Consider the following 22,208-nt stretch of genomic DNA (forward strand, 5'->3'; position numbering starts at 1 on the left):
AAATTAAATTCCCGAAGGGAGCGTGGCGAAAGCCACTTTTTTTATGAGAAAAAGCAAATTTGTAGCAAAGAACCTCTATCAAGTATATTAAATAGTAAATATACATATTAATTAAATATATAGATTGTAAAAGGGGTGTGTATTAGATTTTGGAAGATGAAGTATTATATTCTTTAAATGCCATTAGAAATATGGAGGTAATTGATATAAGTACAGGCAGTAAAATTGGTTATGTTAAGGATTTTAAAGTTGATATAAACACTAAAAAGATAGTTTCTATTTTTTTACCATCACCTGTGAAATCATGGTTCAATAAAGCAGATGATATAGAGCTTGCATGGGATAAGATTGTGAAGATTGGAGTAGATGTATTAATAGTAGATGCATCGAGTATCATAGAAGAGTTTAAAGAAAATAATGTCTAGTAAATTGCTGTGAAAAATTATATAATTAAGAGAGTATATTACAAAAGTGAAAGGCGGAGAGAATATGAAGTGTCCTTTTTGTTTTAATGATGAAAGCAAAGTAGTAGATTCCAGATCAACAGATGATAATACAACAATAAGAAGAAGAAGAGAGTGTACTAAATGTAACAAAAGGTATACTACATATGAAAAGATAGAGGATATTCCTATATTAGTTGTTAAGAGAGATTTAACAAGGGAAAACTTCAATAAGGAAAAGATAGTTAATGGTCTTATTATTGCATGCCAGAAAAGACCAGTTTCAAGAAAGCAAATTGAAGAAATTGCTGAAGAAATTGAAAAGAAGATATCAAATAATATGTTAACTGAAATAGAATCAGAAAAGATTGGCGAAATGGTTATGAAGAGATTGAAAGAAATTGATGAGATATCGTATGTAAGATTCGCATCAGTTTACAGGCAGTTTAAAGATATAAATACTTTCTTAGAAGAGATAACTAGGCTTATGATAAAATAAATATATATTTAGAAGTTGCCTTTGGTTTTTTTAAGGCAATTTTTTGCTGTGTAAAGTTAAAATAAGTTGTAGGATTGTAATGATAAGTTTAAAATTATACTATTAGTTAATAAAATTAGTATTAAGCATGAGGTGTACAATGAATTATTTGCATTTAAATTACTTTGAAAAAGGAAATGATTTTATAAAGTTCCAGCAAGGAAAAATTGAAATAGTATTTTCTACAGCAGAAAATAATAAAAACTTTAATAGGAATACAGAAGATGGTGTAAGGGAATTAGAATCACTAATTGCTAAGTTTCATAGTGAAAATGTAGAATACTTAAAACAAATTCATAGTAATAAGGTATATACATATAGAAAAGGAGATAAGGACTTTAAAGAAAATGAAGGTGATGCACTTATTACTAATGAAGAAAAAACAATCATAGGGGTATTTACAGCTGATTGTGTGCCTATAATACTTGTAGATGAAGAAAATAAGGCTATTGCAGCTATTCACAGTGGGTGGAAAGGTACATTTTTATCTATAGTAAGTGAAACTATTTTAAGAATGAAAGAAGAGTATAATAGTAAAGTAGAAAAATTAGTTGTATATATAGGACCTCATATTAGAAAGTGCTGTTATGAAGTATCAGAAGAACTAAAAGAACAGTTTAGTGAGAGGTTTGGTATAGAAGATGGTAAACTCTTTGATGGAAGAAATTTAAGTTTGGAAGAATGTATTAATAATGATTTAATAAATAGTGGAGTATTAGAAGAAAATATAAATTCGCTAGGAATTTGTACAAACTGTGAAAAAGAAATCAAGCTACACTCTTATAGGAAAAGCAATGGAGCTTATGGACGACTGTTTTCATTTGTATATATTAAAGAGTAAGTGAGGGAAGAGAGATGGCTAAGGGGAAAATATTAGTGGTAGATGATGAAGAGCATATATTAGAGCTTATTAGATATAACCTTGATGCAGCAGGATATGATGTTATAGAAGCAAGTGATGGTGATGATGCAGTAAAGAATGCAATTAATGAAGTGCCAGATTTAATTTTGCTTGATTTGATGCTTCCTGGTAAGGATGGTTATGATGTTTGCAGAGATCTAAGGAGTAATGGCAAGACTAAAGCAGTACCTATAATTATGCTTACGGCTAAAAGTGAAGAAATAGACAAAATATTAGGGTTAGAGTTGGGAGCAGATGATTATATAACAAAACCTTTTTCTGTTAGAGAGCTAATGGCAAGAGTAAAAGCTGTACTGCGTAGATATACAAAGAGTGATGAGAGCAGTGAAAAGTTTGTTTTTGGTGATATTGAAGCAGATTTTGAAAATCACTCGGTAATATGTGCTGGTGAAAAAATAGAATTGACATTAAAGGAATTTGAACTCTTAGAAGTATTAGTTAAAAATAGAGGGAAGATATTAACTAGAGAAATGCTATTAGATAAGATATGGGGATACGAATACATTGGAGAAAGCAGGACGGTAGATGTTCATATAAGGTATTTGCGTAAGAAGGTTGAAAAAGATGATAAAAATCCAAAATTTATTGAGACTATAAGGGGGGTTGGGTATAGATTTAACCCTCATGTATAACAATGAAGAAGAGGATAATAGCATCTATTTTAATAACAGTAGTATTTGCAATTGCCATATTAAGTAGTGTTTTTTTTGCAGTAGTTAATATTAAGGAAGTGGATAGAACAAAGGAGATTTTATCACTTTATAATAAGCTTATAACCTATGATTTGCAAAAAGGAAATGATGATTTTAGTGAATATAAAATAAATAACCAAGAAATAAGAGTAAGTATCATAGATAAAGAAGGACAGGTACTATATGACAGCCTTGGTGAAATAATAGATAATCATGTTGATAGAGAAGAGGTAGTAGAAGCATTTGATAAAGGGGTAAGCTCATTAGTAAGGTTTAGTGATACGGTAGGTAAGGATTTGGTCTATTACGCTACTAGGATTGATGATAATACGGTTATAAGGACTTCGGCACAAATGAGCGATACCAAATTAATTACAAGTAAAAGTAGTAAGTATTTTCTTCTTATTATCATAGGAGTAGTAGTTATATCAATAGTACTTTGTGAAAAACTGGTGAAGATAATTGTACAACCTGTTAGGGAACTGGAGGAAGTAACCCAAAAGATAGCTAATGGAGATTTAAATAAGCGAGCTGTCATATATTATAATGACGAAATAGGTTCACTGGCCAAGACCTTTAATGAAATGGCTGATATGTTAGAGATTAAGATTAGTGATTCTTTAGATAAACAAAATAAATTAGAAGCTATACTTGAAAGTATGGAAAGTGGTGTTATAGCCATTACGGCAGCTGGTAAAGTTATGCTAATTAATCCATATGCAAAAAGTCTTTTCGGTATTGGTGAAGATATTATTGGTAAAAATATTTCTAATTATATTATTGATCATGATTTTTTAAGCTTTATAAGAGATGTAATGGATATTGATGCAAAGGAAATTAAGTTATTCCATCCATTTGAAAGAGAAATAAAGGTGAAGAAGGCACCAATTATTGGTCAACGAGGAAGTGAAATTGGTATTGTTATTTCCATACAAGATATTACTGATATAAAGAGGCTAGAAAATATGAGAAGTCAATTTGTAGCAAATGTATCACATGAGTTAAAAACACCTCTTACATCTATTAAGGGATTTTCAGAGACACTGAGGATAGTTGATGACGAAAATACTAAAAATAAATTCTTAGATATAATAGATAAAGAAACTGATAGATTGACACTGCTGATTGATGATATATTAATTTTATCTAATATTGAAAATATGAATAAGCTTTCTAATGAAAAATTCAATCCTAATGAAGTGGTTGAGGATGTTATAAACATGATAAAGAAAGAAGCTGCTAAGAAGAATATATCTATTGAGGTTGAAAAAAAGTTTAATGGATTACTTGTGGGAGATAAAGATAAGTTTTATCAAGTGGTATTAAATTTAACAACTAACAGTATAAAGTATTCTAATGAAAATGGAAATGTAAAAATATTTACTAATAAAAGTAAGGATAAATTTGTTTTAATGGTTAAGGATGATGGGATTGGAATACCTAAAGAAGACCTACCTAGAATATTTGAAAGATTTTATATTGTTGATAAATCTAGAACATCAAAGAGTACAGGTTTAGGACTAGCTATAGTAAAACATATTGTTAAATTATTTAATGGTGAAATATTTGTTGAATCAGAAGTTGGTAAAGGAAGCAAATTTACAGTGATTAGTAAAAATGTATATTGTGAATAAATAAAAAAGGAATCTTGAATATTTTCAATATTCCTTTTTTATTAAATTTAATATGTTTTTAACAAAATAAGATGTTCTTTTAACAATTGCATAATATTGAGTTAACTTTTAAATAATAATATTAATGTATAAAGTAATTCAAGGAAAGAAATCAATAATATATATAACTTGTATTTATGGAGGATATAGAGATGAAAAGAAAAAAGATTAAATTATTAGCAGGAGCAATGATAATAGCAATGACAGGAGCGGTTTTCACAGGTTGTGGAAATAATTCAACTTCAAATGACGGAACAGTTACAATTACAGTTTCAGGATCAACTTCAGTGGGGCCACTAATGGAAAAAATAGCAGAAAAATACGAAGAAGAAAATTCCAACATATCAATTGAGATTAATCAAACAGGATCATCTGCTGGTATTAAAGATGCTATGGATGGAATTTCTCAAATAGGGATGTCTTCAAGAGATTTAAAAGATGAAGAAGCTGCAAAGGTTAAAGCTACAGTGTTAGCATATGATGGAGTTGCTGTAATTACTAACACTGGTAATTCAGTAAAAGAATTAACTATAGGTCAAATAAGAGATATATTTACAGGGAAGATTACTAATTGGAGCGAAGTAGGAGGAAGCAATGCACCAATAGTTGTAGTTTCAAGAGAAGCAGGTTCAGGAACTAGAACAGCATTTGAAGAAGGTGTTGAATATAGCGAAGAAGAACTAGTAAAAGATGCTATTATATCTAAAGGAAATGGTGACGTTAAGACAACTGTTTCTACTAACGAAAATGCCATTGGATTTGTTTCATTTGAATACGTAGATGACGCAATATCATCAATAAATGTTAATGGGATAGAGCCAACGGCAGCAAATGTTAAAGCAGGTTCATATGCACTATCAAGACCTTTCCTAGCTGTCACAAATGAGCAGTATATTACAGAAGATTCTCAAAAATTAATAGATTATATTACTAGTGAAGAAGGGCAACAAATCGTTGAAGATAACAAATTAATAACAATTGATTAATAATAACTAAAATGGGGATGTAAATAAAGATGCTTAAGATAAGCATCTTTATTAGAAAAAATAAATCCTAGGTGACTTAATTTTGTTTTTAGCCACTAGCTTTGGAGGAGTAAAATGCAAAATATAAATAAAAAGAATAGTGAAGAATATATAGTAGATAGAAAAGTTGAATCTGTTAAAACTTTTAATATGAAAAAAGCTGTTGACAAAGGTTCAAAGTGGATATTTTTACTAAGTGCGTTAATTGCGGTATTTAGTTTGCTGTTAATAATGGGATTTGTATTTTACAAAGGGTTAAGACCATTTTTTGCAGAAGGGTATTCCTTTGTTGGATTTATTACAGGAATAGATTGGTATCCAAGTTCCAGTAAATTTGGCATATTACCAATGATTATTGCAACTATATTAGGAACAATAGGAGCTTTGCTTATTGGTGTACCTATTGGTTTATTAACATCAATTTTTATTTCTGAAATTGCACCTAAGAAAGTAGCTAGTATAATTGTACCAGCTGTAGAATTATTAGCCGGAATACCTTCAGTATTGTATGGAGTTTTTGGACTTGCAATAATCGTACCTTGGATTAAGAATACATTTAACTTGCCTAAAGGTCAGAGTTTATTAGCAGTAATAATTGTTTTAGCAATAATGATGTTACCTACAATAATTTCAGTGGCTACTACAGCTATAAGAGCTGTACCAAAAAGCTATAAGGAAGGATCATTAGCTTTAGGAGCATCACATATTGAAACTACATTTAAGGTTGTAGTTCCAGCAGCTAAATCAGGTATTTTAGCAGCGGTTATCCTAGGGATTGGTAGAGCTGTAGGAGAAACAATGGCAATAATTTTAGTGGCAGGAAATTCAGCTAATATTCCAACGTCAATATTTGATGGAGTAAGGCCTTTAACAAGTAATATAGCTTTAGAGATGGGATATGCTTATGGAACACATCAAGAAATGCTTTTTGCTACAGGAGTTGTGTTATTTATATTTATCTTGATATTAAACTTAGTAATAGCAAAGCTTTCTAATAAGGAAGGTAAATAACTATGAGGAAATTTAAAGAAAATATATTAAAAATATTATTATATTTATCAGCTATTTTTACAGTTGGAATTTTAGTGTTTATATTAGGTTTTATCTTTATTAAAGGATATAAGGAAATTACTCCTACATTTATTTTAAGTGAATATTCTGCTTCCGGTGATGGAGGAATCATGCCGATGATAGTTTCCACATTATATGTAGTTGGAATATCAATTTTAGTAGCAACACCAATTGGAGTACTAGCAGCAGTTTATTTACAAGAGTATGCAAAACAAGGAAAAGTGGTTAAAATAATAAGATTCTGTACAGAATCGCTTTCAGGAATACCTTCAATAGTATATGGACTTTTTGGAGCAATATTTTTTGTAGGTTTTTTAAAATTTGGTTATTCATTATTATCAGGTGCACTTACTGTTTCAATTATTATTTTACCTGTAATAATACGTACTACAGAAGAGGCTTTAAAAGTAGTATCAACATCGTATAGAGAAGCTTCGCTAGGGCTTGGAGCTACAAAATTTCAAACACTTTACAAAGTAATTCTTCCAAGTGCTATTCCTGGGATATTATCAGGGATAATACTTTCCATAGGGCGTGTAGTTGGAGAATCAGCAGCTATATTACTTACAGCAGGAAGTGTTGCGAAAATGCCTAAAGGAATTTTTTCAAGTGGAAGAACTCTTACTGTCCACTCATTTTTAGTAGAACAAGAAGCTGGAGATATTGCAGAAGCTGCAGCAGTAGGAATTGTATTAATTGTTATTATATTATTGTTAAATAGTATAGCTAAGATTATAACAAAGAAGTTTAACCAGGCTAATTATTAGTAGTTTTTAGAGGTGAAAGTATGACAAGTGGTAAAGTGCCTGAAATACAGGTAAAAAATTTAGAATTATTTTATGGAGATAATAAAGCTCTTAAAAATATAAATTTAGATATAGAATCAAAAAAAGTTACAGCTTTGATTGGACCATCAGGATGTGGAAAATCAACATTTTTAAGAACTTTAAATAGAATGAATGATTTAATTGATAATGTTAAGATTACTGGTGAAATAATTATTGGTGGTAAAAATATATATAAAGACATTGATGAAATAGATTTAAGAAAAAAGGTTGGTATGGTCTTTCAAAAACCAAATCCATTTCCAATGTCAATTTATGATAATGTAGCTTATGGGTCAAGAATTCATGGTGTTAAAGATAAGGAGACTTTAGATGAAATTGTAGAAAAAAGTTTAATGGGTGCTGCACTTTGGGAGGAAGTTAAGGACAGATTAAAGAAAAGTGCATTAGGATTATCAGGTGGTCAGCAACAAAGATTATGCATAGCAAGAACTATTGCTGTTTCACCAGAAATAATACTAATGGATGAACCAACATCAGCTTTAGATCCAATATCAACTATAAAGATGGAAGAGTTGATGTATGAGCTTAAAAAAGAATATACAGTTGTCATTGTTACTCATAATATGCAACAAGCTGGAAGAATTGCTGATAAGACAGCATTTTTCTTAAGTGGAGAGGTAGTAGAGTACGGAGATACTAGCGATATCTTCTATAAACCAAAGGATAAGAGAACGGAAGATTATATAACAGGAAGATTTGGATAAAATATTAGGAGGATATGCTATATGACAAGAAATATTTTAGATAAGCGCCTTAAAAGCTTAATATCAGAACTTGCTGAAATGGGAAGTCTTGTTGAAAAGCAGATTTATGATTCTATAAATGCTTTAAAAAATCATGATGTAGAATTATCAGAAAAGGTTATTAAAAATGATGATAAGGTTGATGCATTAAACAAGAGAATTGAAGAAAAATGTTTAATATATATGGCAACACAATCACCAATGGCATCTGATTTAAGAAAGATGTTTGCAGCTTCAAAAATTGTAACGGATTTAGAGAGAATAGCAGATTATGCAGTAGATATATGCAAGATTAATAAAAGAATAGAAATAGATCCGTTAGGAGAAGCTGAAATTCCCTTATGGAACATGGTTGAAATATTGAGCAAGATGATTAATATGTCTGTGGAAGCTTTTGTTAATAGTGATGTAGAAGAGGCTTATAGAATTTGTAAGCTTGATGATGAAGTGGATGTAATTTACCGTAAATTATTTAATGATGTCATTAAGAAGATGAGCAAGGATGAAAATCTCATTAATAAAGGAACACAGATACTTTTTGCCTCAAAGTATTTAGAAAGAATGGGAGATCACATAACTAATATATGTGAGTGGATTATTTTTTCAAAAGAAGGCGATTATGTTGATTTAAATGAGTAAATAATAAGAGAAGGGGAAAACCTCTTCTCTTATTATTTATATTAATATTCAACATAAAAATACAGTAAAGATAGTAGAAATATATGATAAAATAAGTTGTTTGTTGACTGAATATAATAATTGAGTTAATATATCATAGAGTAGAAAGGTAATTATAGGAGTGAAATATATGAAAAATGTAGTAACTAGTGTAATGCCTGATAGTATTGCTGAAGAAGTCGGCATTGAAGTAAATGATATTCTATTATCAATTAATGGAGAAAAGATAGTTGATATTATTGACTACAGGTTTTTAACTGCAGATGAAGAGATAGTTTTAGAAATTCAAAAACCAGATGGAGAAGTTTGGGAATATGAGATAGAAAAAGATTATGGTGAAGAAATAGGATTAGAATTTGGCGGAGGAATAATGGATAAAGCCAAAAGATGTAGTAATAAATGCATGTTCTGTTTCATAGATCAAAATCCAAAGGGAATGAGAGAAAGTATATATTTTAAGGATGATGATTCACGTCTTTCATTCTTACAAGGTAACTTTGTTACATTAACAAATATGAAGGATGAAGATATAGAGAGAATAATAAGATATAGAATCAGTCCTATAAATATTTCTGTACATACAACAAATCCAGAACTAAGGGTTAAGATGCTTGGAAATAGGTTTGCAGGGCGAGTTTATGAAAGACTTAAACGTCTAAGTGATGCTGGTATTGAAATGCATTGTCAGATAGTACTTATTCCAGAAGTAAATAATGGTGAAGAGCTTAGAAAGACAATAGAAGACTTATATAAGTTATATCCGGCAGTAGAAAATATTGCAGTAGTACCTATAGGTGTAACTAAATACAGAGAAGGATTAGTGCAGGTTAAGACTTTTACAGAGGAAACAGCCAAAAAGGAACTAGAAATGGTTATGGAATTCCAAGAAAAGTTTATGGAGGATATAGGTGATCCTTTTGTAAGATTTTCTGATGAATTCTATTTGGTTGCAGGAATAGATGTACCAGATGAAGAATTCTATAAGGGGTACGCTCAAATTGAAGATGGAATAGGTATGATTAGATGCTTTAGAGAATCAATCAATAACAGTATAGGACACTTAAAGAAAGATATAAAGGGAACTTTTAGTATAGCAACAGGAAAGCTAGCTTACAATGAAGTTTCTAGTGGAGTTGCAAAAATTATGGAAGCTAATAATAATATCAAGATAGATACATATAAAATAACTAATAATTTTTTTGGCGAATCTATTACAGTAACAGGACTTTTAACTGGTAGAGATATTATTAACCAAATTAAAGATAAAATAAGCAGCGATTATTTAATAATGTCTAGTAACATGTTTAGAAAAGGATATGAACTAGCGCCAGCTGACTTTATAATGCTTGATGATACTAGATTAGAAGAAATTGAAAAAGCGCTAAATGTAAAAGTTCTTGTATGTGATCATACAGGTGAAGATTTAGTTGATATAATAAATAAAGCTTGTCAGGAGGAAAAATAGTGGCAAAACAAATAGTAGCTATAGTAGGTAGACCTAATGTAGGTAAATCTACATTATTTAATAAATTAGCAGGAAAGAGAATTTCAATAGTACAAGATACACCAGGTGTTACAAGAGACAGAGTGTATGCAGAAGCAGAATGGCTAAGTCATACATTTACAATGATTGATACTGGTGGGATTGAACCAGAAAACCAAGATATCATCTTAACTCAAATGAGAAGGCAGGCAAATATAGCCATTGAAACAGCTGATGTAATAGTATTTATAGTTGATGGTAAAGAAGGGCTTACAGCAGCAGATCATGAAGTTGCAACAATGCTTAGAAAAAGCAAGAAGCCTATAGTTCTTGTTGTTAATAAAGTTGATTCTTTGAAAGAGGAAGATAATGCATGGGAATTCTATAATTTAGGTATAGGTGATCCAATAACTATATCAGCATCTCAAGGATTAGGACTTGGAGATATGCTTGATAGAGTAGTTGAAAATTTTGAAGAGGAATCAACTGGTGAAGATGAAGAAGAAGATATAAAAATTGCTATGATAGGTAAACCAAATGTTGGAAAATCTTCTCTTATTAATAAATTATTAGGTGAAGAAAGGTTAATAGTTTCAGATGTTGCTGGCACAACAAGAGATGCCATAGACAGTAAGCTTGAAACTGAATTTGGTAAATTTACTCTTATTGATACTGCTGGTCTTAGAAGAAAGAGCAAAGTTAAAGAAGAAATTGAAAGATATTCAGTTATTAGAACTTATGCTGCCATAGAAAGAGCAGATGTATGTATACTTATGATAGATGCAACTGAAGGTGTTACAGAGCAAGATGAAAAGATAATTGGTTATGCTCATGAGTTAGGAAAAGCAATAATGGTTATAGTAAATAAGTGGGACCTTATTGAAAAAGATGATAAAACTATGGATATATACAAGAAAGATCTTGCAAGTAGTTTAAAATTCTTAAGCTATGCAAAATACTTATTTATATCAGCTAAAACTGGTCAAAGAACACATAAGGTATTAGAAGTAGCTAAAGAATGTTACGATAACTACAATAAGAGAATAGGAACTGGTATATTAAACGATGTAGTAAGTAAGGCAATCTTAATGAAAGAGCCTCCGGTAGTTGCATTAAAGAGACTTAAGGTTTATTATGCTACACAAGTAGCTACAAAGCCACCAAAGTTTGTATTCTTTGTTAACGATGTAAATGCAAGACACTTCTCTTATGAAAGATATTTAGAAAATAGATTAAGAGATAGCTTTGATTTCAGTGGAACTGGAATTCAAATTGAATATAGAGAAAGAAAGGATAAATAATTATGAGTAAAGTGGCTTTTTTAGGTGGAGGTAGTTTTGGAACTGCCCTAGCTATTTTATTAGCAAACAAAGGAAATGATGTTTCTATTTTTGATAGAGATATTAATGTTGTAAATGATATAAATAGTGGGAAAAACGATAAATATATTAAAGGTTTAAAGATACCTAAAAATGTCATTGCTTATAATGATGAAGATGCTGCATTAAATGGATGTGAATATGTAGTTTTAGCTGTTCCTTCTCATGTTATAAGAGTGGTATCAAATAGCCTTAAGGGAAAGATACCAGAATCTGTTCCTGTAATATGTATAGCAAAAGGAATAGAGGAAGGAACAAATAAAACTTTAGCGGAAGTTATTGAAGAAGAACTATCAAATCCAGTAGTTATCCTTTCAGGTCCAAGTCATGCTGAAGAAGTAGCTTTTGGAATTCCAACAACAGTATTAACTACATCACATGATATGAAATATGCCGAAGAAGTACAAGATTTATTTATGACTACAGAATTTAGAGTATATACTAATGATGATATTATTGGTGTTGAAATAGGTGGAGCTGTAAAGAATGTAATAGCTTTGGCTTCAGGTGTATGTGATGGTATTGGATATGGAGATAATACAAAAGCAGCATTAATGACAAGAGGTATGGCTGAAATTGTAAGAGTGGGACTAAAGTTAGGTGGAAAGATTGAAACATTCTTAGGTCTTACAGGTATGGGAGATTTAATAGTAACTTGTACAAGTGTACATTCTAGAAATAGGAAAGCTGGTTATCTTATTGGTACAGGAAAGACTATGGAAGAAGCTGTAGAAGAAACAGGTATGGTTGTTGAGGGCATTAAAGCATGCAAAGCATTCTATGAATTAAAAGAAGAATTGGGTATTGAAATGCCAATTACTGATGCATTATACCAAGTGTTATTTAAGGGCAAGAATGCTAAAGAAATGGTAAATATGCTTTTACAAAGAGATAAGAAATCAGAAACATATTAGATGAAACAGCTACAAAATCATTGAATTTTGTAGCTGTTTTTTTAAATAAAAAATACAAAACAGTATACTTTTTTTCAAAATAGAATATATATATAGTGTTAAAAATAAAAGGGGGTATACTTGTGGATAGTTTCAACATATACAGAGACATTGCAGAAAGGACTCAAGGCGACATATATGTAGGTGTTGTTGGTCCTGTAAGGACAGGGAAGTCAACATTCATCAAGAAATTTATGGACACCATGGTAATACCTAAGATAAATAATACTTATAAAAAAGAAAGAGCTAAAGATGAACTTCCACAAAGTGGATCAGGAAAAACAATTCATACTACAGAACCCAAGTTTGTACCTAATGAAGCTATTGAAATAACTATAGATGATGATGTGAAATTTAAGGTAAGATTAATTGACTGTGTAGGATATATTGTTAAAGGGGCTTTAGGATATTTAGAAGATGAGGAACCTAAAATGGTTAATACCCCATGGTATGAATATGAAATACCTTTTGAAGATGCAGCTGAAATAGGAACAAGAAAGGTTATTACAGATCATTCAACTATAGGACTTTTAGTAACTACTGATGGAAGTATCACAGGCCTTGCAAGAGAAGATTATGTGGAAGCTGAAGAAAGAGTAGTTGAAGAGCTTAAATCAATCAATAAGCCTTTTGTAGTTGTACTTAATACTAAAAACATAAATTCCCCTGAAACAGAAAGCTTAAAAAATGATCTTGAAAAAAAATATGACGTAACAGTACAGGTTATGGATGTATTTAATATGACAGAAAAAGATATAGAAAAATTATTTAATCAAGTACTTACTGAATTCCCAGTTAAAGAGATAAATATAGATATGCCTGTGTGGATTGAAAAATTAAGTCCTGATCACTGGTTGAAAAAAGAATTCTTTAAGATTATTAAGGGAATGTGTCAAAATATTAATAAGATTAAGGATATTAAACCAATATTTAATGAAGCTAAAAATACAGAAAATTTAGGATCGTCTGCTTTAGAGCAAATTAATTTAGGGGATGGAACAGCTAAAATGCTTTTAAAGCCTAGTGAAGACATATTCTATAAGGTATTAAGTGAAAATTGTGATGTTAATGTATCATCAGAAAGTGATTTAATAGTATTAATAAAAGAATTAAATGCAGCTAAAAAGGAATATGACAAGATAAAGGATGCATTGATAGATGTTAAGGAAACAGGCTATGGACTTGTAGCACCACAATTATCTGAAATGTCATTTGAGGAGCCGGAGATAGTTAAGCAGGGTAGTAAGTTTGGCGTGAAGTTAAAAGCAAGTGCACCATCATTACATTTTATTAAAGCTGATATAAAGACAGAAATAAGTCCTATAATGGGTTCAGAAAAAGAAAGTGAAGAATTAGTAAAAGCTTTAATGGATCAGTATGATAAGAATCCAGCATCATTATGGCAAAGCAATATGTTTGGAAAATCTTTAGAAGTATTGGTCAAAGAAGGGTTACAAAATAAATTATATAAAATGCCAGAAGATGTTCAGACCAAAATTCAAAAAACATTGCAGAAGATTATAAATGAAGGCAGTGGTGGATTAATCTGCATTATTTTATAGCAAAGTGTATATAAATAATCTGTTGCTTAAATAAAGTGGCAGATTATTTGATTTTATAAAATTAAGATTAAAAAGTAGTAAATAATATACCTATATTGAATAAAATATATTAAGCAGATACTATAAAGTGCTTAATATAAAAAGTTAAGAGGGATATTATGGATAGCAGATTTTGTACCTATAAAAGAGTAGGATATTTAAAAAGTCATATCGCCAATATGATAGGTATAGATTTCACTGGAATAATATATGCTTCTCCAGGTGTATTAAAGCATATTAATAAGAGGCATGGAAAGCAATTTAATACAAGGTCAAATGATACCATCATAATGTGGATGAGAGATATAATTGAAAAACCAGATTATATAGGAGTATATACTAATAAAAGGGGACAGACTGCTGTGCAAATAATAAAAAGGATGTATAGGAGCATCCTTGTAGGTATTGAAATAGATAGAGAGAAAAAATATATATATGTTGCAACTATGTATCCTATCAGTGAAGAGAAAATTAATAGTAAGCTTAAAAGTAGAAAATTAATTGATATAAGAGAAGATATTAAAATGGTTGAATTTTATATTATATAAATATATAATTTAATTTAAGACAATAGTATAATTTTAAATTTAGCAATGCTTGATTTTTGAGGTGAGAAATGGCTCCTCATACGCTGATATAATGAATTCTATCAGTAAACAGAGATGCAGGACAAGCCGACCTGCCAATAATCAAAGTATGATTGATATAGAGATGAAATTTATGATAACTAAAGTATAAGATGGAGGAAGAACATGAAAAAGATAGCAATAATATTTAATGGCGGAACAATATCCATGAAAATAGATGAGAAGATAAAAGCAGCTGTGCCAAGCCTGTCTGCGGATGAAATTATGTCTATGATTCCAGGAGTAGAGGATTATGCAGAAATTGAAGCATATACTTTTTCAAGTATGCCATCACCACATATGACTTTGGAAACAATGCTTAAATTAAGTAAATTTACTACGGAACTTGTTGAAAGAGATGATATAGATGGTGTTGTAATAACTCATGGAACAGATACTCTTGAAGAAACTGCTTATCTTTTAGATCTTACTGTGAAAACAAAAAAGCCAGTAGTGGTTACAGGGGCTATGAGAAGTGGTTCTGAACTTGGATATGATGGTCCTTTTAATTTAGCAACTTCGATTTGTACAGCTATTTCTGATGAAGCTGTAGGAAGAGGGGTGTTAGTTTGCTTTAATGGAGAATTGAACTCTGCTTCAGAAGTTACAAAAGCAAATTCAATGGCTCTTAATGCTTTTAGAACACCAAATTTTGGACCAATAGGTATTGTTGATAATGATAATGTTATTTTTTATAGAGATGCCAATCATTTAGAAAAATATGATGTTTCAAAAATTGAAAAACAGGTTGCTCTTATAAAATGTGTTGTAGATATGGATTCAAGCTACATAGATTATTTGATTGAAAAGGGCTACGGCGGAATAGTAATAGAAGCTTTAGGTAGGGGAAATGTACCACCAAAGATGGTAGAGGGTATAAAAAAAGCTATTGAACTTGAAATTCCAGTGGTAGTAGTTTCAAGATGTTTTGAAGGAAGAGTTTTTGAGTCATATGGATATGAAGGTGGAGGAAAGCAATTAAAGAATTTAGGCGTTATATTTGGGGATACTCTTCCAGGGCAAAAAGCAAGAATCAAGCTGATATTAGCAATTAACAGTGGAATGAATATTCATGAAGTTGCTAGAGTATTTTAAAGAGATAAAAAATAATTTTTAATATTATAGTTATATTTGACAAATAAGTCATAATAGATTGTTTTATGAATAAATCTATTATGACTTTTATTTCTATAATATTTCTTTAAAAATAGAAAAAATTCAATAAAATTCAAAAGATTTTATTGAATTTATCTTTACATAATATGGTAATATAAGAGGGGGGTGTTTATCTTGGTTACGTATGACCTAAAAGGAAAAGAAAAAAAATCAAAAAAATGCTATGAAACAGCTAGGAAAATATCAAAAAGAATATTGGAAAATATAATTATTACAGGTGAAGATTTTTTAGCTGACTATATGAGGTATATAGAAGAACATAAAATTGAAAGCCTTAGAAGCAGAGAAGAGTATTCTATAGAAATTTTACTTATAGGAGTACTTATGCTTGAATATATGGATAATGGACGTGCATTTATGAATAAGTCTGTTCATTTATATGTAAGTCTTAATGGGCTTAGAAAGTCTAGTGAAAAATTTAGGCCTTTTATTGATAAATTAAGAGGAATATTAATCAATAGAGTGCTTACAAAGAAGAAAAAAGGAATAAATAGTTATACTCTTTATGATTTTTATTTAGTAATTAGATGGATGGAAGCAGTAGGAGATTTTGAAGAAGAGCTTAAGAGAATAAAGGGGTGGTACTTATTCCTGGAGGCAGAGGATAATGAATTTGTAGAAGAATTTTTAATATATAGTGAAGAGATAGCAAAATGGATGTGTAGCATATGTGAGAATAAATTAGGTAATTATTTAAGCAATGTAGATAGTTATAAAGAAGCTCATAAGGGTAAGGAAGACATAATTTTTTGTGGAAGAAGTAAAAATCAGTATTATTTAAATATGATTGGTGCAGAAATTATGAATGATGTATATAAAGAGAGTTTTGTCAATTGCAAGGAAAAGCGAGTGTATTTACCTTCATGCATGAGAAAAGATAAAGAAACTTGTAAAGCTATAAAGATCAATGAAGGATTTAAGTGTATGAAGTGTAATAAGAGATGTTCTGTAAGAACTATTACATTAATAGGAGAGAGTAAAGGTTTTGATAGCAGGATAATTCCACATCAAACATCTCTCTTTGACATTAGAGGAAAAAATGAAATAGGTGTTGTAAGTATTGCTTGTATATTAAATTTATTAGCTGGTGGATGGAAAGCAATAAGAATGGAATTTATACCACAATGTGTAGTTTTAGAGTATTGTGGATGTGCTCATCATTGGTGTGAAAAAGATGTGGCTACAGAAATAAATTATTCTGTGTTTAGAGAAAAATTTATAAAGATTTCAAAGTGAATATGAACAATTTGTTAACAAAATATTGACATAAAAAAAGTATGAATATAAACTATTTACTATCAGGAAGAAAGGTTAGTGAGCAAAGTTATGGTAAAAAGTATGACTAGCTTTGGAAGAAGCAGTAGCGAAGAAGGTAAAAAAAGATTTTTTACTGTAGAAATGAAAAGTGTGAACAGTAGATATTTAGATATTAATATCAGAATGCCTAAAAGTATTATTTCTTTAGAGGAAGAAATAAGAAAAAGAATAAATGAATCACTTTCAAGAGGAAAGGTAGATGTGTTTATTAATCTAAAATCATATTCTGATGGTCAGGAAGTTCCAAAATTAAACTTAAAATTAGCACAGGAGTATTTAAATTGCTTAAAACAAATTGAAGATAACCTTTGTGTGAAAAATGATGTTACAGTAACTCAGATAGCAAGATTTCCTGAAGTTATCACTATGGTAGAAGAAGAGGATAAAATCGATGAGATCTCTGAAGAACTTACACCTTTAATATCAGAAGCATTAGCAATGATGATAAAAATGAGGGAAGTTGAAGGAGAAAAACTTAAAGAAGATATACTTCTAAAGATTAGTAAGATAGAAAATTTAGTATCTGACTTAAATTCTTTAGCAGACAATGTTCCTAAAAACTACAAGGTGAAGTTAGAAGAAAGGCTAAAAGAGCTTTCAGGTTCAATGGAAATAGATGAAAGTAGAATTGCTACAGAAATATGCCTTTTTGCTGATAAATCTACAATAGATGAAGAAATTATCAGATTAAATAGTCATATTCAACAAGTAAGACAAACTTTAAAGTTAAGAGAGCCTGTTGGTAGAAAATTAGATTTTATTATTCAAGAAATGAATAGGGAAACAAACACTATAGGATCAAAATCATGTGATATGGAAATGACTAATATAGTCATTGATATAAAAAATATTTTAGAAAAAATTAGAGAACAAGTGCAAAATATAGAATAATAGGAGGAGAATCATGGGGATAAAGTTAATTAATATAGGTTTTGGAAACATTGTTTCTGCAAATAGATTAGTTGCAATAGTTAGTCCGGAATCAGCACCCATAAAGAGAATTATTCAAGAAGCTAGAGATAGAGGGATGCTAATTGATGCAAGTTTTGGTAGAAGAACAAGAGCTGTAATAATTACTGATAGCGATCATGTAATATTATCAGCTGTTCAGCCTGAAACAATAGCACATAGATTATCTACTAAAGAAGAAGCAATAGATGAGGTTGATGAATAATGAATAAGAGAGGATTATTACTCGTTATATCTGGACCATCTGGTGCAGGTAAAGGTACTATATGCAAAGCTCTAGTTGAGAAGCATAAAGAATTATATGTTTCTGTATCAGCAACAACTAGACAGCCAAGAGTAGGAGAAGTTGATGGTGTAAACTATCATTTCACTACTAAAGAACAATTTGTTGAAAGAATAGAACAAAATGATTTCCTTGAATATGCTGAAGTATATGGAAATTATTATGGAACACCTAAATCTAAGGTTGAAGAAATGCTATCAAAGGGTATTGATGTAATTTTAGAAATAGATATTCAAGGTGCGCTTAAAGTAAAAGAAAACTTTGAAGAGGGTGTATTCATTTTTATTCTTCCTCCATCAATGGAAGAATTAAAACAAAGAATTATTAAAAGGGGAAGTGAAACTCCTGAGTCATTAATGACAAGATTTAAATCTGCATATCAAGAATTAAACTATGTATCTAAATATAACTATGCAGTAGTAAATGATGAAGTACATCTTGCTTCTAAGAAAATAGAAGGTATTATAGCAGCAGAAAAATGTAGAGTAGATAGAATAAAAGAAACAATATTAGATTCCAAGGAGGGCTTGATTCATGAACAACTCTATGATTAATCCATCAATAACAGAACTTTTAGAAAAGGTAGAAGATAGATACTCTTTAGTAATAGTAACATCTAGAAGAGCTAGACAAATAATAGATGGCAGTGAGCCATTAACTACAAATAAATCAAAAAAACCTTTAACACTTGCTATACATGAAGTTGAAGAAGGAGCAGTAAGCTATCATAAAAATGAAGAGGTAACAGAGTAGATTTATGAAAAAATGTGTAGTAATTGGTGTAACAGGTGGTATAGCTGTTTATAAGGCATTAGATATAATCAGCGCTTTAAAAAAGAAGGATATAGATGTAAGGGTTATAATGACAGATTCAGCAACGAAATTTATAAATCCAATAACTTTCCAATCTTTAAGCAATAATGCTGTAGCAGTAGATACCTTTCAAGAGATAAAGGTTCATGAAATACAACATATTTCATTGGCTCAAAGAGCAGACTTAATGCTAATTGCACCAGCTACAGCTAATATTATAGGAAAAGTTGCAAATGGCATAGCAGATGATATGCTTTCAACAACTATAATGGCTTGTAAATCTAAAGTTATATTTGCGCCTGCTATGAACACCAATATGTATGAGAATAGAATTGTACAGGAGAATATTGAAAAGTTAAAAGTCTACGGATATGGTTTTATTGAGCCAGGTAGTGGAAGATTAGCTTGTGGAGATATAGGCGTAGGTAAGCTTGCTGATGTTTCTGATATAGTAGAGAGGGTTTTAGTTGAACTTAAAAATAAAGAACAAGATTTGGTTGGTAAAAAAGTGCTAATAAGTGCAGGACCAACAATAGCTCCTATAGATCCTGTAAGATTTATAACAAATAGGTCAACAGGAAAGATGGGATATTCAATTGCTAAAGAAGCAAGAGATAGAGGGGCTGATGTGATATTAGTATCTGGTCCAACAAATTTACCGACAATTAAAGGGATAAAGACCATTAAAATTAATACTAATGAAGAAATGAAGTTAGCTATGCTATCTGAATACAATGATTCAGATATTGTTATTAAATCAGCTGCAGTGGCAGATTATAAGCCACTGGAATATAGCAAGGAGAAGATTAAAAAATCTGAAGGTGGCTGGAACTTAGTCCTTACAAGGGATAGTGATATTCTTAGAGAACTAGGTGAAAGAAAAAGTAAACAGATATTAGTTGGCTTTGCAGCTGAAAGCAATAATGTTATAGAAAACGCAAGAACAAAGATTCATAAGAAAAATCTAGATTATATTGTAGCAAATGATATTACTGCAAGTGATGCTGGATTTGGTAGTGAGGATAATAGGGTTACAATTTTATCAAAGGATGGGGAAACTTTGAATTTAGATAAAATGAGTAAATCTGAGGTAGCTTGCAACATATTTGATATGATTTTAAGAAAGCGCTAACTGCGCTTTTCTTTATATAATAGAAAGTATTTAAACCAATATAAAGGTGGTATTTTAAATTTGTATGCAGAAATAATATTAAATAGTGAAGCAATTGAAATTGACAGACCATTTACATATAAAGTACCTTTAGATATGGAACAAAAAGTTAAAGTGGGGCAAATGGTAAGAGTTCCTTTTGGAGTTAGGAGTAAGCCTGTAGAAGGATTTATTTTAGATTTGAAAGAAGAAGAAATAAAGGTTTCTTTTAAAATAAAGAACATACTTTCTGTTGAAAATGAAGAGCCAGTTATAACAGAAGAGGATCTTAAGCTTATTAATTTCTTAAGAGAAGAATATCTTTGTAAATATATTGATGCCATAAGACTACTTATTCCAGTTGGAATATTAAAAGGAGCTAAAAGTAAAAGTAGGAGCGTAATTGTTTATATAGATGATAATCTTGAAAGTATAAAAAATAGTGATGGCTATCTAGAAGTAATTAATTTTATAAAAAGAAATACAGGGAAATACACTAAAAGTGAGCTTACTAAGGAGCATGGAGTTTCTCTTTATAAACTTAACAAGCTTATAGAGCATGGGCTTATAAAAAGTGAAAAGGAGATTGTATTTAGATATAACACTAGGGAATATAATAAGGACGTAGAAAAAAAATTAACAGCAGAGCAGTCTATGGCCATTGAAGCAATTGAAGATAGCGAAGAAAATTTGATATTGTTAAAAGGAGTTACTGGTTCAGGTAAAACTGAGGTATATATGAGGCTTGTTGAAAAAGTACTCACAGAAGGAAAATCAGCTATAGTATTAGTTCCGGAAATTGCCCTTACACCACAGATGATTGAAAGGTTCAAAGGTAGATTTGGTAGCAATGTAGCTTTGTTTCATAGCAAGCTTTCTGATGGAGAAAGATTCGATGAGTGGTATAGGGTTAAAGAAGGAAAAGCATCATTGATTATAGGAGCAAGAAGTGCCATATTCCTTCCAGCAAGAAAATTAGGACTTATTATTATAGATGAAGAACATGAAAACACTTATAAGTCTGATCAAAATCCTAAGTATCAAACAAAAGAAGTAGCTGAATTTATATCAAAGCTGAAAGGGTGCAAAGTTATCTTAGGTTCTGCCACACCAACAATTGAAAGTTATTATAGAGCTATTAGTGGTGAAATGAAGTTGGTGGAACTAAATCATAGAATAGATAATAGACCTATGCCGGAAATGAAACTAGTGGATATGAGAGAAGAACTTAGAAGTGGTAATAAATCAATTTTTAGTAGAAGATTATATGCTAGTATGCAACAGAAGTTAGAAAAGGGAGAACAAATTATCTTATTTTTAAATAGAAGAGGTTTTTCCACCTTTGTATCATGTCGAAGTTGTGGATATGTTTTTGATTGTGAAAATTGTGATATATCAATGACTTATCACAAAAATGGTTTCCTTGTGTGCCATTATTGTGGTAAAACAAAGAAACAGCCTAATTTGTGTCCAAAGTGCGGAAGCAAATATGTAAAATTTTTTGGTGCTGGTACAGAAAGAGTAGAAGAAGAAGTACGAAAATATTTAAAAAATGCTAAAATATTAAGAATGGATGTTGATACTACAAGGGCGAAAGATTCTCATGAAAAAATCTATAATGCTTTTAAAGCAGGAGAAGCTGATATTTTAATTGGTACTCAAATGGTATCTAAAGGTTTAGACTTTCCTAATGTTACATTAGTAGGAATACTTTCAGCTGATATGTCTTTAAATTTACCAGACTATAGGGCAGCAGAAAGAAGCTTTCAGATAATTACGCAAGTGGCAGGGCGTGCTGGTAGAGGGGAAAAAGAGGGAGAGGTAA

23 protein-coding genes are annotated in these 22,208 nt (G+C 30.4%); all 23 read left to right on the plus strand.

The genetic code is table 11. From position 1 onward, the window contains the following. Positions 1–149: 149 nt before the first annotated feature. Positions 150–425, plus strand: coding sequence for a YlmC/YmxH family sporulation protein (locus Q5O29_RS07105; protein WP_022212270.1), 276 nt, complete (start codon positions 150–152; stop codon positions 423–425). 64 nt (positions 426–489) lie between these two features. Next, positions 490–942, plus strand: a complete 453-nt coding sequence (gene nrdR, locus Q5O29_RS07110) for a transcriptional regulator NrdR (RefSeq protein WP_022212271.1) — start codon at positions 490–492, stop codon at positions 940–942. A 139-nt stretch (positions 943–1,081) separates the two neighbouring features. Then, positions 1,082–1,822, plus strand: a complete 741-nt coding sequence (gene pgeF, locus Q5O29_RS07115; protein ID WP_022212272.1) for a peptidoglycan editing factor PgeF — start codon at positions 1,082–1,084, stop codon at positions 1,820–1,822. Between the two features lie 14 nt (positions 1,823–1,836). Then, on the plus strand, positions 1,837–2,535 hold the full coding sequence (locus Q5O29_RS07120; RefSeq protein WP_022212273.1) for a winged helix-turn-helix domain-containing protein: 699 nt from the start codon (positions 1,837–1,839) through the stop codon (positions 2,533–2,535). A gap of 2 nt (positions 2,536–2,537) precedes the next feature. Beyond that, positions 2,538–4,229: an ATP-binding protein gene (locus tag Q5O29_RS07125; protein WP_022212274.1), complete on the plus strand. Its 1,692-nt coding sequence runs from the start codon at positions 2,538–2,540 to the stop codon at positions 4,227–4,229. Positions 4,230–4,420: 191 nt separating this feature from the next. Next, entirely contained in the window at positions 4,421–5,254 is an 834-nt protein-coding gene (locus Q5O29_RS07130) for a phosphate ABC transporter substrate-binding protein (RefSeq protein WP_022212275.1), read from the plus strand. 189 nt (positions 5,255–5,443) lie between these two features. Continuing rightward, on the plus strand, positions 5,444–6,304 hold the full coding sequence (gene pstC, locus Q5O29_RS07135; RefSeq protein ID WP_302631281.1) for a phosphate ABC transporter permease subunit PstC: 861 nt from the start codon (positions 5,444–5,446) through the stop codon (positions 6,302–6,304). Positions 6,305–6,306: 2 nt separating this feature from the next. Continuing rightward, complete coding sequence (gene pstA / locus Q5O29_RS07140; protein WP_022212277.1) at positions 6,307–7,131, plus strand: phosphate ABC transporter permease PstA; 825 nt, start codon at positions 6,307–6,309, stop codon at positions 7,129–7,131. 20 nt (positions 7,132–7,151) lie between these two features. Beyond that, entirely contained in the window at positions 7,152–7,916 is a 765-nt protein-coding gene (gene pstB, locus Q5O29_RS07145) for a phosphate ABC transporter ATP-binding protein PstB (RefSeq protein ID WP_022212278.1), read from the plus strand. Positions 7,917–7,937: 21 nt separating this feature from the next. Next, positions 7,938–8,594, plus strand: a complete 657-nt coding sequence (phoU, locus tag Q5O29_RS07150) for a phosphate signaling complex protein PhoU (protein WP_022212279.1) — start codon at positions 7,938–7,940, stop codon at positions 8,592–8,594. A 169-nt stretch (positions 8,595–8,763) separates the two neighbouring features. Next, entirely contained in the window at positions 8,764–10,098 is a 1,335-nt protein-coding gene (locus tag Q5O29_RS07155) for a DUF512 domain-containing protein (protein WP_022212280.1), read from the plus strand. Beyond that, positions 10,098–11,417 carry a ribosome biogenesis GTPase Der gene (der, locus tag Q5O29_RS07160; RefSeq protein ID WP_022212281.1) on the plus strand — a complete coding sequence of 440 codons (1,320 nt, stop codon included), beginning with the start codon at positions 10,098–10,100 and terminating at the stop codon, positions 11,415–11,417. Before Q5O29_RS07155 ends, der begins: the two co-directional genes overlap by 1 nt. A gap of 2 nt (positions 11,418–11,419) precedes the next feature. Next, positions 11,420–12,409 (plus strand): NAD(P)H-dependent glycerol-3-phosphate dehydrogenase, encoded by a 990-nt coding sequence (locus tag Q5O29_RS07165; protein WP_022212282.1) that lies wholly within the window; start codon positions 11,420–11,422, stop codon positions 12,407–12,409. Positions 12,410–12,531: 122 nt separating this feature from the next. Then, positions 12,532–14,010, plus strand: coding sequence for a stage IV sporulation protein A (spoIVA, locus tag Q5O29_RS07170; RefSeq protein ID WP_022212283.1), 1,479 nt, complete (start codon positions 12,532–12,534; stop codon positions 14,008–14,010). A gap of 158 nt (positions 14,011–14,168) precedes the next feature. Beyond that, entirely contained in the window at positions 14,169–14,597 is a 429-nt protein-coding gene (locus tag Q5O29_RS07175) for a PBECR2 nuclease fold domain-containing protein (RefSeq protein WP_022212284.1), read from the plus strand. A 204-nt stretch (positions 14,598–14,801) separates the two neighbouring features. Then, the gene (locus tag Q5O29_RS07180; RefSeq protein ID WP_022212285.1) at positions 14,802–15,770 is read left to right on the plus strand and encodes an asparaginase; all 969 of its coding nucleotides are present in this window, start codon (positions 14,802–14,804) and stop codon (positions 15,768–15,770) included. Positions 15,771–15,965: 195 nt separating this feature from the next. Beyond that, on the plus strand, positions 15,966–17,087 hold the full coding sequence (locus Q5O29_RS07185) for a DUF116 domain-containing protein (protein WP_022212286.1): 1,122 nt from the start codon (positions 15,966–15,968) through the stop codon (positions 17,085–17,087). A 90-nt stretch (positions 17,088–17,177) separates the two neighbouring features. After that, positions 17,178–18,059 (plus strand): YicC/YloC family endoribonuclease, encoded by an 882-nt coding sequence (locus Q5O29_RS07190; RefSeq protein WP_022212287.1) that lies wholly within the window; start codon positions 17,178–17,180, stop codon positions 18,057–18,059. 13 nt (positions 18,060–18,072) lie between these two features. After that, the gene (gene remA / locus Q5O29_RS07195; RefSeq protein WP_022168019.1) at positions 18,073–18,342 is read left to right on the plus strand and encodes an extracellular matrix/biofilm regulator RemA; all 270 of its coding nucleotides are present in this window, start codon (positions 18,073–18,075) and stop codon (positions 18,340–18,342) included. Beyond that, the gene (gmk, locus tag Q5O29_RS07200) at positions 18,342–18,974 is read left to right on the plus strand and encodes a guanylate kinase (protein WP_022212288.1); all 633 of its coding nucleotides are present in this window, start codon (positions 18,342–18,344) and stop codon (positions 18,972–18,974) included. Before remA ends, gmk begins: the two co-directional genes overlap by 1 nt. Next, positions 18,955–19,173, plus strand: a complete 219-nt coding sequence (rpoZ, locus tag Q5O29_RS07205; RefSeq protein ID WP_022212289.1) for a DNA-directed RNA polymerase subunit omega — start codon at positions 18,955–18,957, stop codon at positions 19,171–19,173. The genes gmk and rpoZ overlap by 20 nt, the downstream gene beginning before the upstream one ends. A 4-nt stretch (positions 19,174–19,177) precedes the next feature. Next, positions 19,178–20,365 (plus strand): bifunctional phosphopantothenoylcysteine decarboxylase/phosphopantothenate--cysteine ligase CoaBC, encoded by a 1,188-nt coding sequence (coaBC, locus tag Q5O29_RS07210; protein WP_022212290.1) that lies wholly within the window; start codon positions 19,178–19,180, stop codon positions 20,363–20,365. A gap of 60 nt (positions 20,366–20,425) precedes the next feature. Then, the coding region (gene priA / locus Q5O29_RS07215; RefSeq protein ID WP_302631889.1) for a primosomal protein N' at positions 20,426–22,208 on the plus strand (1,783 nt) is incomplete at its 3' end.

It is taken from the genome of Clostridium sp. CAG:265, assembly GCF_000436575.1.
Lineage (GTDB): Bacteria > Bacillota > Clostridia > Clostridiales > Clostridiaceae > Clostridium > Clostridium lentum.